Origin of the sequence: Methanolobus profundi (assembly GCF_900114835.1) — an archaeon.
Lineage (GTDB): Archaea > Halobacteriota > Methanosarcinia > Methanosarcinales > Methanosarcinaceae > Methanolobus > Methanolobus profundi.
Genome location: NZ_FOUJ01000001.1, coordinates 50,192 through 65,469, shown reverse-complemented (window position 1 = coordinate 65,469; position 15,278 = coordinate 50,192). Strand labels below are relative to the sequence as shown.

Here is a 15,278-nt window from a genome sequence, read left to right as displayed (position 1 = left end):
AATTCACCTCAATAATCAGTACCTTTGTCCTTCTTTGCTTCGATCTTTTTCTGGAGCTCAACAAATCCCTGGATCAGAGCTTCACATCTTGGAGGACATCCCGGAACGAAAACATCTACAGGGAATACTTCATCAACATTCTGATGAGTGCTGTAGGATTCATAGAAAGGACCACCGCTGATCGCACAGTCTCCGAAGCATATAACCCACTTTGGTGCAGGCATCTGGTCCCAGATCCTCTTCAAAGCTGGAAGGTACTTCTTTGTTACATAACCACTGATGATCAATACATCAGCGTGTCTTGGGGAGTTACGTGGGATAATACCGAAACGGTCAGTATCGTAGTGAGCCATACCTGTAGCAAGCAGCTCTACACCACAACAACCCATTGCGTTGACCATGAACCATAAAGAGTTCTTACGACCCCAGTTGAGAACATCCTGGACCTTTGTTTTCTTAATGAAATCACAGATCGCATTAGAGTCGGTAAGCATCGTGCCCGGAACGTCAGTATACCCAACGTCTATGACATCATTTTGTTCGACTTCTGTCTGCTCTATTTCATCCATTTAAGAGCCTCCTTCTTGATCAAATAAACGTAGCCAAACAATACAACAAAAATAAAGACTAGCATTTCAACGGTTGCGGTATAAGTGATATCATGTCCCTTGAAGATTGTAGTCCAGGGGTAAAGGAAAAGGACTTCAATATCAAAGAGAACAAAAGCAATGGCATATAGATAGTATTCGACATTGAACTGTATTCTGGCATTACCTATTGGTAAGGAACCAGCCTCATATGTCGTGTACTTTGCTGATGCTTTACTCCTTGGGCTTAACACTTTGATGATAAGCATTGTTATAGGAGGCATCACTAATGCCACTATGAGAATTATTGCAACCGGTATGTAACTATTGGCTATGTTACTAATATCGATTATTCCTGACATAAACTATTCTCCTGAAAGTTATAAAGGTAGATAGACTATTTGTATAAAACACCTTCGTGTACGATAAACACAAACAGCACTACGACCATGGATAGAGAAACAATATCTGTAGACATATTTTTCAATAGATAAAGTTCTAATAATTGATAATAATTCATCATATTTAAATTATCTCAATTACGATAGTAGGGGACATTGAAAGAAACCAAAGATCTAATATGAGATGGCAAAGGAAAATGTCCCAGTTCCTGCACAGAGATCATGCCACCACTGTACAATATGGAATACTGACAATTCAGACCATGCGAATATGTCTTTTAACAGAACAGTAATATCGAATACAATAGACACATTCATGCTATTTTATGCAATTCAGGAGAACATTGCCATCCCCACTGGCACCTCCAATTTATCGCAACAATGTCCAACTAGCGACACAATGAGATGAATACCGGACAGGTCGTACACACAGATGATCACTTCCATCTGGTGGTCCGATCACTTCCATAAACAACAATATTGAAGATCTTGCCCCGGCACAGAAATGAATACAAGATATCCAATGATCAATTGTCCCGGAAAAATTAAGGAAAAGAAAAAAGTTGATCAGATACTTTTCGGTGAGAAATACTTCTTGATGACCGAATCACACTCAGAACAAGATATCACCATCCAATCACCAACATCCTTACGCGTATACTTATCAAATATGGATGCATCACATCCAGGACATACATAGTATTCCTTGAAATAGGAATGATAGAAGTGTGGTGTTGCCTTTAGCCACTCAATGACCTTCTGCATGTGCTCGATGTATCGTTTATTAGATGAACGATCGGTCGCCTTTATCAGTGCATCAGAAACACGTGCGCTTATATCATTTGTATATTTATCGGAACCACGGGAGAGCTTCTTGTAATCAGATGCATATCCAGTAGTATTGTTGAGATAGTTCAGATAAGCCGCATGTGCCCTTGGCTCACTTTTCCAGATCGTATGCAGGAAATATTCTCCCATGACATCTTCCATAATATCTGCACAGGTAGTACAGATATTATATCCGTCATAATGCCTGGAATCCTGCAGTTCTCCGCATATAACACAAGTTTCCATTTATACCACTCCGTATCCTCAAAGAGAACGTGGGGTCATAGCCTCACGAGTGAACATTATAGGGAAGATATTGAGCACTGCCAGCAGGTCCCCCTCCCTTATCTTTCCGCTTTCCTGACCCAGCACATATGCAGAGTTTATAATACGCTCACTATCCACAGGTTTGGCACCACCCTTGGCACCTACCTTGATCAGCGAGACCACTGCATGGTGAGAGAATGTACATGGAAGCGCAACCATGTCCGGATCAAGAGGGATCTCTTTCACATTGACCTTCTTGAATTCACCTGCACGGATCTCCATATTCTCATTAGAGATCACCATCTCCCATTTAGCACGTGTGGCCATGGTGAATTCATACGGTGCAGCTTTGACCTTCTTAGACGTCAACTCTCCGTTGTCCCTGGAGACTACCTGGATCACTTCTTTCTTCATAAGTCCACCTAAAAGTAAACTGATCTGTAACTATATATAGATTCCCAATATTCTTAATGAATAATCATTATAGTGGTGGTGCGAAGTCATTATTTACGAAGAATAGTACAACTTCTCTCTTTGTGACATTTAGTTGTCAGTATACTCTGAGAATCCTTTACTCCATCCATATTTCCGATAACCTGGAGAACATTCTCCTTCAGCGAGTGAATATCAAATGTCCTTACTTTCAAAAGAAGATCATATGGCTCAAGAAGCTCGTAGATCTCGAGTACATCATCAATGGTCTTCAATCGGTTCAATATATTGATCCTTTTGTTCTGTTCTATATTAACACCTATGAAAGTAGTAACATTGAGCCCTACTTCTGCAGTATCTACCTTGACGGTGAACTCCTTGATCGTACCCACTTCACGCATCTTCTCTATTCTTTTATGCACTGTAGAGGTCGCCAGGTCCAGATCAGTTGCGATCTCCGTGCTGTGCATCCTTGAATTCTTGCATAGATGTTCCAAAATCGCAAGGTCAACTTCATCCATGATAATATAATTATATGTCTATAATAATAAATATTTCTGTTTGACCGGCGAAATGATCAATATTAGTACACTAGTTGAAAAAATATCACTCAAAAAACGAACCAGCATTTATCAATCGAGAAGAAAAAGAGAACAATAAGGCTTTTTATTGTTGAAAACCTTATACAATGAAATCCGGTGAATATACTATGAGAGTGAATGAAAACTGTGTAGGATGCGGTCAATGCACTGCGTTTTGTAACTTCGATGCCATTGAAGTAAGGGGAAAGGCAACAATGACATCCGCATGCGTGGATTGCGGGACATGCATTGCATACTGTCCGGTCAAGGCAATTGAGGCATAGGATGAAAGCAATAATAATCGGTTCAGGTCTTGGAGGATTGCTTAGCGCGGCTAAGTTATCAAAGGAAGGATATGATGTAGAGGTATTTGAACGTCTTCCCGTGATCGGCGGAAGGTTCACAAACTTCGATCATAAAGGATTTCAGCTAAGCACCGGAGCACTACATATGCTGCCACATGGTCCGACAGGTCCGCTGGCACAACTCCTCAAAGACGTTGGTGTTAATGTAGAGATCGTGCGCAAAAAACCTGTTGCGGTCATAAGGATACCAAGGAAAAGAGGAGATACTGACTATAAATATGGGCATAAGGACCTCCTTTTTGAGGATTTCAAGACACCATTCTCAATAATTAACCGTATCAAACTGATATACTATGTTATAAGCACCAGAAAGAACCCTCCATCAGGAAGATCCTTTGAACAATGGTGCAGAGAACACATTGCCCAGGACTGGACATACCGCATCTCAGATGCATTCTTTGGATGGGCATTGAGCCTCAGAGCCGCAGATGTACCAGTTGAAGAAGGTTTTGCGATAATAGAGAACCTTTACCACTTTGGCGGACCAGGAGTACCAATGGGTGGCTGTAAGGCGATCACAGATGCACTTGCAGATGTTGTAAGAGCAAATGGAGGGACCATATACACCTCCGCAGAAGTAAGTGAACTTAAAGTGGAAGACGGAAAGGTCACAGGCATCATTGTCGACGGAGAAGTACACAACGCAGACCTTGTATTAAGTGACATAGGACACCCTGCAACAGCAAAGCTGATCGGTGAGGATACAGGTGTTGAAGGTGTTGATAACTATGCAAAGAGAGCCAGTGAACTGAAGCCATCGGCAGGCATCAAGATCTGCCTGTCATCCGACAAACCACTTATCGGCCATGGCGGAGTACTGCTCACACCTTATGCAAAGAGAGTGAACGGAATAAATGAGGTCACAAATGTCGATCCAAGCCTTGCACCAGAAGGTAAACACCTTACAATGGCGCATCAATGTGTACACTGGGATGATATGAAAGACCTTGACAGAGAGATAGAACTTGGACTTGAGGATCTTAAGGACATATTTGCAGGAAAGGAATACGAAGTACTCCTCATACAATCATATTCCAACGACTGGCCAGTGAACAGATCCCCATCTGGTGCAGATATCAAGAACAAGACACCGATACCAAACCTATATGTAGTAGGAGATGGAGCAAAAGGCAAAGGTGGTATCGAAGTAGAAGGGATCGCACTGGGTATCAGGAACTCTATGCAGGATATTTTGATATAACTGGCCTTATAAAAACGATAAGTAAATAGACTTATGTAATTGCGGATCCAATCAGGAAACTAATTATGAATGAATATGTAACATTCTGCAAAAATGTCTTCATACCAGTAACAAACGTCTGCCGCAACAAATGTGGGTATTGCACTTTCAGACGTGAGCCTCATGATCCCGAGGCTAAATTAATGAAGATAGAGGAGATCATCCCTATACTTGAACAGGGGAAAAAAGCAGGATGTACAGAAGTTCTTTTTACTTTTGGGGAATACGCGGAAGAAGTTCCTGAATATAAGGAATGGCTTAATGAACTTGGATATTCCAATACTGTGGATTATATCTGCGAACTATGCAGGATCGCCATTGATAATGGTCTTCTGCCACATACCAATGCAGGTGTATTGAACTACACAGAAATGGAAAAGCTAAAACCATTGAACGCCAGCATGGGGCTGATGCTCGAAACGACTGCAGACCTTGCAGCGCACCATGGGTCTCCCGGAAAGGTACCGTCACAGAGGATCAAGACAATACGCTATGCAGGTGATCTGAACATACCATTTACCACAGGTCTTCTCATCGGAATTGGCGAAACCCTTGATGACAGGATAAATTCCCTCCTGGCAATTACAGAGATACACGAAGAGTATGGTCACATACAGGAGGTCATCATACAGAACTTCACTCCTAAACCAGATACGCCCATGGCAGATATGCCTGCACCTACTGAAGAGGAGATGATGCAGATGATCCTTATCGCAAGGGAGATACTTCCCGAAGATGTGGCTATTCAGGTAGCACCTAATCTGATCGACCCTTATGTCCTGATACAGTGTGGTGCCAGCGACCTTGGAGGGATATCACCTACGACCAAGGACTGGATCAATCCTGAGACAGAGTGGCCAAGTGTATCCGAGCTGAAAGAAATGGTACGCGAAGTGCCTCTTAAGGAGAGGCTTCCGATATATCCACAATACATTAAGAAGGGGTGGTACAGCGATACCCTGAAAGACCTCATCGAAAGCTTTGCAGATGAGGATGGCTATCGCAGAACATGAGTGTGGGGCACACAATTTAAATATAAAGATAAGTAACGGAGAAAAAATATGAACCCTACTACTATCCCGGATGATATCATAGAACGTGCATATGAAGGCAAGACCACAAAAGAAGATGCGCTTTTCCTGCTGGAAGTGCCGCCTTTCAAGCTCTTCGAACTTGCTGACAGGTTACGCTATGAGACAGTAGGTGACACCGTGACCTATGTGGTCAATCGCAATATCAATTTTACCAATCGCTGTATCGCAAACTGTGGGTTCTGTGCTTTCTGCGACAACACAGGATACATTATGGACATCCCACAGATACTTGAAAAAGTAAGAGATGCTGAAAGCCAGGGAGCCACTGAAGTATGCATCCAGGGAGGACTGCTACCGAATGTTGACATCAATTTCTATACAGACATCATAAGAGCTGTCAAAGCAGAGTTCCCACACATACACACACATGCATTCTCACCTATGGAAGTATACCATGCAGCTAAACAGAGTGGCATACCAGTTGGTGAAGCACTTGTAATGCTCAAGGAAGCAGGTCTCGACACAATGCCAGGGACTGCTGCTGAGATATTGTCGGACAGAGTCAGGAACATAATATGCCCAAATAAGCTCAAGGCTGACGAATGGGTCGATGTGATCACACAAGCACACCAGACAGGCATCAACACAACAGCAACCATCATGTACGGACATGTGGAGACCATTGAAGAGCGTATCGACCACATCATGCTGGTAAGAGATATTCAGGAAAAGACTGGCGGTTTCCTTGAGTTCGTACCACTTACATTCATGCCCTACAATAACAAGATCGGCAATGAGATGATCAGTCAGGGAAGATATGCAACCCCGGGCATGCAGGACCTTCAGTTATATGCCCTTGCACGTATCATACTTAACACTCACATAAAGAACATTCAGGCAAGCTGGGTCAAACTCGGAAAGAAACTGGCACAAGTAGCTCTCTATTGCGGTGTCAATGACCTTGGTGGAACTCTCATGGAAGAGAAGATATCAGCGTCTGCAGGTTCGACCAATGGACAGTTCATGTCAGCAGAGGAACTTGAATGGTTCATCAATTCATCCGGAAGGCAGCCTCTTCAGAGGAACACCACCTATAAACCAATAATCAACACTGATCAGGAACGCATGGGACTCAAGGTCGCCTGAGGAAAAAATGTTCTCTGTAATCACTGATGACATACTAGATAATGCATACAAAGGGAATATCAGCAAAGAAGAGGCCATCATCCTGATGGAAGCAAATCCCTTTGAACTTTTTTCTCTTGCAGATGACCTGCGCTCCAGAGCCGTAGGTGACGATGTGACCTATGTTGTGAACCGGAACATATACCTCACAAATATGTGCTCAGGAACCTGCGGATTCTGCGCATTCAAGACAGAAAAGGGATACGTACTTTCAATTGAGGATGTACTGGAAGAAGTTGGGAAAGCACATGATTCAGGAGCTATTGAAGTGTGTGTCCAGGGCGGATACATACCCCAGCTGACTATGGATTATTATGCTGAGCTCTTTGACTCCATCAGGTCAGACTACCCCAGCATGAACATCCATGCCCTTTCACCCATGGAAGTATTCTACGCAGCCAACAGAGACAATATGACACTGGATGAAGCATTCACCATCCTTGTGGATTCGGGTGTCGGAACTTTGACCGGAACCTCCGCAGAGATACTAGTGGACCGTGTCCGAAAGATAATCTGCCCTACTAAGCTGACAGCCGGAGAATGGGCCGATACAATAGAAGCATCACATAATGCAGGTCTGCGAACAAACTCGACCATGATGTATGGACATGTTGAGACCATAGAGGAAAGGCTGGACCATATCTTTACCATAAGGGACATACAACAGCGCACCGGAGGCTTTACTGAGCTCATACCCATGCCATTTATGCCTTATAACAACAAGATAGGAGAAGAGATGATCAGGTCCGGGAAATTCATGACAACGGGCATTGATGACCTTCAGATACATGCAATTTCAAGGATAATACTACATAAACACGTAGACAATATACAGGCAGCCTGGGTCAAGCTTGGAAAGAAACTGGCGCAAGTAGCACTGTCATGTGGTGCCAATGATCTTGGTGGCACCCTTATAGAAGACCAGATCACCCTTGCATCAGGTGGAACCAATGGAGAGTACACTCCTGCAAATGAGCTTAAATGGATGATACAAGAGACAGGTAGAACACCAAAGCTCAGAAATGCACTTTATGAGGCAGTATGACAAAAGCATTGATACCATACAAGAAAAAGAACGCCAAATCAAGGCTTTCACCTGCACTCACCCTTGAAGAGCGTGAGAGTTTCGTAGAGCTGATGCTAAGAGATGTTGTAACCAGTATCCAGGATGCAGAGATAGAGGAAATAGATATCCTCACAACTCCTGATAATGGAGTACCAAAAGACCTTCAAGTGAATGTAGTGCTGGATGAGAACGATCTGAACGAGGCCATAAATGAATACCTGAGCCACGAGAAAGAGCCAATATTCATAATCATGGCCGATCTTCCCCTTGTGAGGGCAGAACACATAAAAGACATAACTTCCAGACCAGAGGATGTAGTTATCGTTCCTGGAAAAGGAGGAGGCACAAATGTTATTTTTGTAAAGGACCCCTCCAATTTCCATGTTAAATATTACGGATCCAGTTTCCTGAACCACTGCAATATAGCAAAGGACAGGGAATGTTCAACCTATATATACGATTCTTTCCTTCTGAGCACTGATATCGATGAACCCCATGACCTTGTGGAGATAATGCTACACGGACATGGAAGATCAAAAGAATACGTTCTGGAAAGGTTTGATATGGAAACTGGTAAGACAAGAGCAAAGATCAGTTCTTCTGATGCATAAAACAAATATAGTCCTTAGACTATAAGGACTTCCTGATCCAATGTTATTCTAATTTAAGTATCAGAAAGATATATTTCCTTTTAAACTATTAGAGACGAATTATACAAATCTATAGGTGATAATAGTGACCATTGAGATAAATAAGTTCAAATGCGGATATTGTGGCGCATGCGTAGGTGTATGTCCTTTTGGCGCACTTGAATTGGTCGAAACCTGGGTAGAAGCTAATGATACATGTACTTCCTGCGGCATCTGTGCAAAGATATGCCCTGTTGGTGCTATTGAGGTGAAAAAGTGAAGAGCGAGTATGACGTCGTGATCGTTGGTGCAGGACCAGCTGGCTCTATCGCAGCAAAAACAGCAGCTCAAAAAGGTCTTAGTGTACTACTGATCGAAAAAAGACAGGAGATAGGGGACCCTGTAAGATGTGCAGAAGGGGTCAGCAAGATATGGCTGAGAAAGCATATAGAACCTGATCACCGCTGGATCTGTGCAGACGTTAAGGGGTCACGCATATTCGCACCTGACGGCACCATGGTAGAGATGTCAGAAGAGATCGCAGGTGGAGAGGTAGGATATGTGCTTGAACGTAAGCTCTTTGACAGGGCACTGGCATATGAAAGTGCTAAGGCCGGTGCAGAGGTCATGGTCAAGACCAGAGCTACCGATCTTATCATGGAGAACGGTTTTGTCAAGGGTATTAAGGTCATGCACCTTGGCGAGTTACACGACATCCGTGCCAAGATAGTTATCGGTGCAGATGGAGTGGAATCCAAGATCGGTAGATGGGCAGGTATTGATACATCCCTGAAACCAAAAGACATTGAAACATGTGCCCAGTACCTTATGAGCGGTACAGGCATGGACCAGGATTACTGCTATTTCTATCTTGGAAATGATATCGCACCTGCCGGATACGTGTGGCTTTTCCCCAAGGGAGGAGACCTTGCGAACGTAGGTATCGGAATCCTTGGTAGCGAATCAGGCGAAAAGCATGCTATTGATTATCTGAACGAGTTCGTTCAGAAGAACTATCCTGATGCTAAGATACTGGAGATGGACGTAGGCGGAGTACCGGTAAGTGGTACCATAGAGAAGACCATAGCTAACGGACTCATGCTCATTGGAGATGCAGCAAGGCAATCCGACCCTATAACAGGAGGAGGCATCATCAATGCTATGGAAGCAGGTAAAATGGCCGGCGAGGTTGCATACAATGCTATTTCAAAAGGTGATGTTTCCACCAATGCACTTCAGGAGTATGAGAAAAGATGGCGCGAATCTATTGGATATGAGATAGATAACAGCCTCATAGTAAAGGATACTTTCACAGCCTTTACAGACAAGGAGATCAACTCACTGGCACATTCACTGGAAGGTGTTAACTTTTCCAGTATGAGCCTGCTGGACCTATTGTATGCCCTCTTCAAGGCAAACAAGAAACTCCTGTGGGACCTGAGGGTCCTTTTCAAGAACGTTGTCAAGTACGAACTTGACTTTGAACGTGACAAGTGACCTTAAACGGTCACTTTATCTTCTTTTTTTTACTTATTTCCCGTATTCTGCACAATGCTTTTACATCCCCCATAGAAATATGTCAGTATATTCTATGGAGAAACATCATGGACAATAGAAAACTGTCAATTTCTGAAATTGAAGAAATGGACTATTATAGCTTTATGAGTTATCTTGGTGTTCCATATTTCCATGTTGGAGGACCACGATCAACTGAAGAGCTCGCCAACCTGTGCCACATAGATAGAACGAGCAAAGTATTGATAGTAGGATGTGGAAGCGGTTTTAGTGCATGTTACCTCTCAAAGAGAAAAGGATGTTCTGTTATTGGAGTAGATATTGCAGAGGGATCTGTGAAAAATGCAAGAATAAGGGCTTTTGATGAGAACATTGAAAACAAGACAGAATTCCTTACAGGTGATGCATATAATTTACCGTTTTCAGAAGCTTCCTTTGACATCGTGATCACAGAATTTGTTTCGCAATTCCTTGATAAGGAAAGAGCCTTTGAAGAATTTATGAGAGTTATCGGACCAGAAGGATATCTTGGCATTAATGAGATGTATAGAGATAGTAACATCGAACCTCATATTAAAGCAAAAATAGATGAAGCTGAAACTATTTTCACAGAAGTTACCGGACTCCAGTTCAATATACACACACCAGAAGAATGGGAGCATTATTTCAAAAGAACAGGATCAAAGGATATAAATATCTACAAACACAGGCCTTTTGAAAGGATCAGGGATATGTTGGGCACATTTAAAGCCATGGGCGGTATCCTGAGAACAACCGCCATGATCCTGAGAATGTTAAAATATACGATATTAAGCAAAGATATCAGAAGACGGTTTTCAAGACTGGATAAAGGAAAAAGAATACTATTTAATAAAAGGTCAACAAGAAAACACGTCGGATATATTTTAGGAACTGCTAAAAAAGGTATTTGAACCCTGGAGATCAGCGTCTCCAGAATTCAGGGGTCAACAGTACGATCACTGTGAAAACCTCAAGTCTGCCTATCCACATATTAGCTATAAGCAACAGCTTTCCTACAAATGGTACTACATCAAAGTTCGCCATGGGACCTACAAGATTGAAACCGGGGCCGATATTACCAAGTGTTGCGATCGAAGATGTAAGTGAGCTCATGATATCCATACCCATGAGGGAAAGCAGTCCTGTGGATATTCCGAATATCATCAGATAGATCACCACAAAAGAGACGATCGCCTGCATTACATCATCCGGAACGGTCTTGTTATTGAACTTTATCGGCTTGACAGCCTTTGGATGAATGGATTTGAACAAAGCACGCTGCGCATACTTGATGAGTAGAAATATCCTGACAACCTTTATTCCACCGGACGTAGATCCAGCACATCCACCCACGAACATTACAGCCAGCAGAACGATCTTTGCAGAATCGGTCCACAGATTGAAGTCCACTGTTGCAAACCCAGTAGTAGTGGTAATAGAAACAACCTGGAATGCGGCATACCTGAATGAATTAAAGATCGTCTCACCCATGGAGTTCCAGAGACTGAAGGTCAATATGACCGTAGCAGCAATTACAATAAATGAATAGAACTTGAACTCGTCATCCTTTAAGAGACTATTACGGTCAGTGTAAAGTGTCCTGTAATGAAGAGCAAAGTTAGCTCCTGAAATGAACATGAAAACAGTTATAATACCCTCAACCAAAGGACTGTTGAACGCCGCAATACTGTCAGCATAAGGTGAAAAACCACCACATGCCATTGTAGTGAAAGTATGATTTATAGCATCGTACAGAGAAAGCTTGGCCAACAACAATGCTGCTACCTCTGCCAGAGAGATAGATAGATAGACCAGCCACAGAATCTTAGCTGTCTCCCTTATCCTTGGTTTGAGCTTATCTTCAGTGGGACCAGGAGCTTCTGCCCTGAACAACTGCCTGCCGGCAACACCAAGCTTAGGGAGAATAGCAATGAAAAGCATGATGATACCCATTCCACCTATCCATTGGGTCATCCCACGCCAGAACAATATACTTTTTGAATGAGCTTCTATATCAAGCAGGACGGTAGCTCCGGTCGTAGTAAAACCGGACATTGATTCAAAAAGAGCATTAACAGGACTGATACCATCCAGCATATAGGGAATGGAACCAAATGCAGCGGCTGCAAGCCATCCAAATGCTACAATGGCAAAACCTTCCCGGATCTTCCATTCATCAGCTTCTTTATACCTGTACGAAAGAAGGATACCTGTAAGACCTGTAACTACAACAGCCACAAGGAACGGGTATAACGGATCACCATAATAGAAAGCTACCAATAACGGCACCATCATTATGGCTCCCAGGAACCTTAGAAGTCCACCAAGAACGTTAAGTATTACACCATGATTCAGATCATAACCCCCTGGTGGTTATTTGAAGAGTCTCTCAACCTCTGCATTGGCAGACTGTAGAGCGAACACAACTACTCTGTCGCCCTCCTCTATCACATATTCTCCACGAGGGACTACAGTATTACCGTTATGGACAACCATACTGACTATAGCACCAGATGGGAATTTTACATTCTTCAATGGTCTGCCCACGATCTTTGACTTCTTGGAAGTGGTGTATTCAATGATCTCGGCCTTCTCACCTTCAATGGTAGTGATAGATTCGATACCCTGACCAAAGGTCAGTTTCAGCACCTCATTTACAGTTGCCTGACGAGGGCTTACTGCACTGTCCACACCGACCATCTCAAAGAGGGAAACATAATCAGACCTGTCCGATCTTGCAATTACTTTCTTCACTCCAAGCTGTTTGGCAAGCAGAGAACACAGAAGGTTCTTCTCATCACTATTGGTCACTGATATCACGACATCCATATCAGAGACACCTTCTTCCTTTAGAAGATTGATATCAGTACCATCACCATTGAGAACAAGAACATCAGGAAGCTCTTCAGCGATAGCAGCAGACCGTTCTTTATCAGACTCTATGATCTTAAGGTCGAACTCGCTCTTTGCAACCATCTTTGCAAGATAGAAACCTACCACCCCACCACCGATGATCATGACCTTACTTCTTTTTCCTACTTTCTCACCAAAGAGATCACGGACCTCTTTCATGGAAGCAGGTTTCCCAATGACAACTATGTGGTCATTACCTTCAATAGTATCTTCGCCATGTGGGATTATAACCTCTGAATCTCTGAAAAGGGCACTTATGATACAGCAATTTGCGAGATGAAGGTCCTGCATATGTTTGCCCACAAGAGAGTGATCATCAGGAACAACGAATTCCATCATCTCCACCTTACCACCTGCAAAGTATTCAGCATCTATGGCCGAAGGAATAGCAAGGATCTGTGCGACCTCTGATGCGAGGGAGAGTTCAGGACAGACCATAATATCGATACCTATCTGAGGGCGCTTGGCCACAGGCTGGTCGATATAATCAGGATTACTGACCCTGGCTACGGTCTTTAGTTTATTTTTACCTTTAGCGGTGAGCTTGGAAGCCATACATGCAACGATATTTACTTCATCGGACCCGGTTACTGCCACCAGGAGACCTGCGCCATCCAGAGCATCGTGCAAAATAGATACGTTTGCACCATTACCGTGTATGACATGGACATCAAGTTCGTCTGCACGAAGACATGCTTCTTCGTTCAGGTCTACGATAACAACATCGTTTGTCTGATAAAGTGCTTTAGCAATATGATAACCAACTTCACCAGCACCAATTATTACGATCTTCATAATATACCTTCAAAAGCTCATATATAGGACATTCCTATGAAACTTGCGAAACTGAAAACAAAACCGCATAATATGCTTATTGGTTTTTAAATCTTACCACATAATTAGTGTGGCTATATAAAAAGATGTCCAAAAAATTAAATAGAAAAAAAGTAGAAGAGGGAATCGGAATTATGAGGACAGTGACTATATTCCAGCCTCAAAAGCTCCCTTCACCTTCTCAAATATGCCCTTTCCGCCCTTTGGACCTTTTACATCAGGACTTCCTTCTAGCTCCTGATATTTCTCAAGAAGCTCCTTTTGTTCCCCGGTCAGCTTTGTTGGCGTCTTTACGATGATCTTGACCAACTGGTCACCATGTGAATGTCCGTGAAGATGAGGCATACCCTTACCCTTCAGACGAAGGATAGAATGTGTCTGTGTTCCAGGCTTTATATTCATTTTCACATTCCCATGAAGTGTCGGGACCATTACGTTCCCACCAAGTGCAGCCATAGTGAAAGATATAGGTTGCTCATACAGGATATCGTCGCCAACACGCTGGAACTTGTCATGTGGCTCCACATGTATGACCACATAGAGGTCACCAGATGGTGCACCTGGACTTCCTTCCTCACCTTCGCCTCTTATCTTGAGGCGTAATCCATTATCTGCACCCTTTGGCACCTTGACAGATATCTTACGGACCTTCTTCATCTTACCTGTGCCCTTACATGCAGGACATGGTTCTTCGATGATCTGACCGCGTCCATGACAGGCGTTACAGGTAGTTGTTGACATGAATCTTCCAAATGGAGTATTACGTGCCTGTGTAACCTGACCTGAACCACGACATGTAGAACACGTCTTTGGACTTGTACCTGCTTTCGCACCAGTACCATCACAGGACCCACAGTTCTCAGCCCTTGGAACATTGATGGTGGTCTCTACACCATCTGCTGCTGCCTCAAGGGTGATACCCAGATCATAGCGCAGATCAGAGCCTCTCATAGGACCCTGTCTTCTTTGTCCGCCACCGAAACCTCCAAAGCCACCGAAGCCACCACCGAAGATACCTCCAAGTATATCACCAAGGTCATCGAAGCCACCAAAGTCTGCACCTCTGAAGATATCCTCCTGACTGTACCGGCCATCTATACCTGCATGACCGAACCTGTCATACTGTTCCCTCTTCTCAGTGTCCGAGAGGACAGCATATGCCTCGGATATTTCCTTGAACTTTGCTTCGGCATCTTCTTCCTTGTTCTTGTCCGGGTGATATTGCATAGCAAGCTTTCTGTAAGCTTTCTTTATCTCGGACTCTGTGGCATCCTTGGATATACCCAGGATCTCATAATAATCGCGTGTAGTGGACATGGATGATTCCTATGATACTATATGATTTTCATTAAATTAAAATTAAAGGTATTAAGATACCCC

The 15,278-nt window shown here is 43.2% G+C and carries 17 protein-coding genes; 9 read left to right on the top strand and 8 right to left on the bottom strand.

All coding sequences use genetic code 11. From position 1 onward, the window contains the following. Positions 1-8: 8 nt before the first annotated feature. From fpoB to BM008_RS00350, 5 genes are all read right to left on the bottom strand, one after another. On the bottom strand, positions 9-569 hold the full coding sequence (gene fpoB / locus BM008_RS00370) for a F(420)H(2) dehydrogenase subunit B (RefSeq protein ID WP_091931624.1): 561 nt from the start codon (positions 567-569) through the stop codon (positions 9-11). Beyond that, entirely contained in the window at positions 557-949 is a 393-nt protein-coding gene (fpoA, locus tag BM008_RS00365) for a F420H2 dehydrogenase subunit FpoA (protein ID WP_091931622.1), read from the bottom strand. The genes fpoB and fpoA overlap by 13 nt, the downstream gene beginning before the upstream one ends. Positions 950-1,555: 606 nt before the next feature. After that, positions 1,556-2,062, bottom strand: a complete 507-nt coding sequence (locus tag BM008_RS00360; RefSeq protein WP_091931620.1) for a hypothetical protein — start codon at positions 2,060-2,062, stop codon at positions 1,556-1,558. Positions 2,063-2,080: 18 nt separating this feature from the next. Then, positions 2,081-2,497: a DUF22 domain-containing protein gene (locus BM008_RS00355; protein ID WP_091931618.1), complete on the bottom strand. Its 417-nt coding sequence runs from the start codon at positions 2,495-2,497 to the stop codon at positions 2,081-2,083. 89 nt (positions 2,498-2,586) lie between these two features. Continuing rightward, the gene (locus BM008_RS00350) at positions 2,587-3,036 is read right to left on the bottom strand and encodes an Lrp/AsnC family transcriptional regulator (protein WP_091931615.1); all 450 of its coding nucleotides are present in this window, start codon (positions 3,034-3,036) and stop codon (positions 2,587-2,589) included. 188 nt (positions 3,037-3,224) lie between these two features. Between BM008_RS00350 and BM008_RS00345 the strand changes: the two genes are divergently transcribed. The 9 genes from BM008_RS00345 to BM008_RS00305 all read left to right on the top strand — a co-directional run bounded on the left by BM008_RS00345 (position 3,225) and on the right by BM008_RS00305 (position 11,062). Next, positions 3,225-3,380, top strand: a complete 156-nt coding sequence (locus BM008_RS00345) for a 4Fe-4S binding protein (protein ID WP_091934025.1) — start codon at positions 3,225-3,227, stop codon at positions 3,378-3,380. 1 nt (position 3,381) lies between these two features. Next, on the top strand, positions 3,382-4,662 hold the full coding sequence (locus BM008_RS00340) for a phytoene desaturase family protein (RefSeq protein WP_091931612.1): 1,281 nt from the start codon (positions 3,382-3,384) through the stop codon (positions 4,660-4,662). A 65-nt stretch (positions 4,663-4,727) separates the two neighbouring features. Next, positions 4,728-5,714 (top strand): 7,8-didemethyl-8-hydroxy-5-deazariboflavin synthase subunit CofG, encoded by a 987-nt coding sequence (gene cofG / locus BM008_RS00335; protein WP_091931609.1) that lies wholly within the window; start codon positions 4,728-4,730, stop codon positions 5,712-5,714. A 48-nt stretch (positions 5,715-5,762) separates the two neighbouring features. Beyond that, the gene (gene cofH, locus BM008_RS00330; protein WP_091931606.1) at positions 5,763-6,881 is read left to right on the top strand and encodes a 5-amino-6-(D-ribitylamino)uracil--L-tyrosine 4-hydroxyphenyl transferase CofH; all 1,119 of its coding nucleotides are present in this window, start codon (positions 5,763-5,765) and stop codon (positions 6,879-6,881) included. A gap of 7 nt (positions 6,882-6,888) precedes the next feature. Beyond that, positions 6,889-7,965, top strand: coding sequence for a 5-amino-6-(D-ribitylamino)uracil--L-tyrosine 4-hydroxyphenyl transferase CofH (gene cofH, locus BM008_RS00325; protein WP_091931603.1), 1,077 nt, complete (start codon positions 6,889-6,891; stop codon positions 7,963-7,965). Then, complete coding sequence (gene cofC, locus BM008_RS00320; protein ID WP_091931601.1) at positions 7,962-8,597, top strand: 2-phospho-L-lactate guanylyltransferase; 636 nt, start codon at positions 7,962-7,964, stop codon at positions 8,595-8,597. The genes cofH (BM008_RS00325) and cofC overlap by 4 nt, the downstream gene beginning before the upstream one ends. A gap of 124 nt (positions 8,598-8,721) precedes the next feature. Then, positions 8,722-8,895 carry a 4Fe-4S binding protein gene (locus tag BM008_RS00315; RefSeq protein ID WP_091931598.1) on the top strand — a complete coding sequence of 58 codons (174 nt, stop codon included), beginning with the start codon at positions 8,722-8,724 and terminating at the stop codon, positions 8,893-8,895. Beyond that, the gene (locus tag BM008_RS00310) at positions 8,892-10,112 is read left to right on the top strand and encodes an NAD(P)/FAD-dependent oxidoreductase (RefSeq protein ID WP_091931595.1); all 1,221 of its coding nucleotides are present in this window, start codon (positions 8,892-8,894) and stop codon (positions 10,110-10,112) included. Before BM008_RS00315 ends, BM008_RS00310 begins: the two co-directional genes overlap by 4 nt. Positions 10,113-10,219: 107 nt before the next feature. Next, entirely contained in the window at positions 10,220-11,062 is an 843-nt protein-coding gene (locus BM008_RS00305) for a class I SAM-dependent methyltransferase (protein ID WP_091931594.1), read from the top strand. A 10-nt stretch (positions 11,063-11,072) separates the two neighbouring features. Here the strand turns inward: BM008_RS00305 and BM008_RS00300 are convergent, their stop codons facing one another. From BM008_RS00300 to dnaJ, 3 genes are all read right to left on the bottom strand, one after another. Next, positions 11,073-12,446, bottom strand: a complete 1,374-nt coding sequence (locus BM008_RS00300) for a TrkH family potassium uptake protein (protein WP_394328903.1) — start codon at positions 12,444-12,446, stop codon at positions 11,073-11,075. 78 nt (positions 12,447-12,524) lie between these two features. Next, complete coding sequence (gene trkA / locus BM008_RS00295) at positions 12,525-13,859, bottom strand: Trk system potassium transporter TrkA (RefSeq protein WP_091931587.1); 1,335 nt, start codon at positions 13,857-13,859, stop codon at positions 12,525-12,527. A gap of 186 nt (positions 13,860-14,045) precedes the next feature. Then, positions 14,046-15,215, bottom strand: a complete 1,170-nt coding sequence (gene dnaJ / locus BM008_RS00290) for a molecular chaperone DnaJ (RefSeq protein WP_091931584.1) — start codon at positions 15,213-15,215, stop codon at positions 14,046-14,048. Between the last annotated feature and the right edge of the window lie 63 nt (positions 15,216-15,278).

Coding starts and splice junctions, on each gene's coding strand:
- fpoB (WP_091931624.1), bottom strand. CDS start 569: ATGGATGAAATAGAGCAGACAGAAGTCGAACAAAATGATGTCATAGAC.
- fpoA (WP_091931622.1), bottom strand. CDS start 949: ATGTCAGGAATAATCGATATTAGTAACATAGCCAATAGTTACATACCG.
- BM008_RS00360 (WP_091931620.1), bottom strand. CDS start 2,062: ATGGAAACTTGTGTTATATGCGGAGAACTGCAGGATTCCAGGCATTAT.
- BM008_RS00355 (WP_091931618.1), bottom strand. CDS start 2,497: ATGAAGAAAGAAGTGATCCAGGTAGTCTCCAGGGACAACGGAGAGTTG.
- BM008_RS00350 (WP_091931615.1), bottom strand. CDS start 3,036: ATGGATGAAGTTGACCTTGCGATTTTGGAACATCTATGCAAGAATTCA.
- BM008_RS00345 (WP_091934025.1), top strand. CDS start 3,225: ATGAGAGTGAATGAAAACTGTGTAGGATGCGGTCAATGCACTGCGTTT.
- BM008_RS00340 (WP_091931612.1), top strand. CDS start 3,382: ATGAAAGCAATAATAATCGGTTCAGGTCTTGGAGGATTGCTTAGCGCG.
- cofG (WP_091931609.1), top strand. CDS start 4,728: ATGAATGAATATGTAACATTCTGCAAAAATGTCTTCATACCAGTAACA.
- cofH (WP_091931606.1), top strand. CDS start 5,763: ATGAACCCTACTACTATCCCGGATGATATCATAGAACGTGCATATGAA.
- cofH (WP_091931603.1), top strand. CDS start 6,889: ATGTTCTCTGTAATCACTGATGACATACTAGATAATGCATACAAAGGG.
- cofC (WP_091931601.1), top strand. CDS start 7,962: ATGACAAAAGCATTGATACCATACAAGAAAAAGAACGCCAAATCAAGG.
- BM008_RS00305 (WP_091931594.1), top strand. CDS start 10,220: ATGGACAATAGAAAACTGTCAATTTCTGAAATTGAAGAAATGGACTAT.
- BM008_RS00300 (WP_394328903.1), bottom strand. CDS start 12,446: ATGATGGTGCCGTTATTGGTAGCTTTCTATTATGGTGATCCGTTATAC.
- trkA (WP_091931587.1), bottom strand. CDS start 13,859: ATGAAGATCGTAATAATTGGTGCTGGTGAAGTTGGTTATCATATTGCT.
- dnaJ (WP_091931584.1), bottom strand. CDS start 15,215: ATGTCCACTACACGCGATTATTATGAGATCCTGGGTATATCCAAGGAT.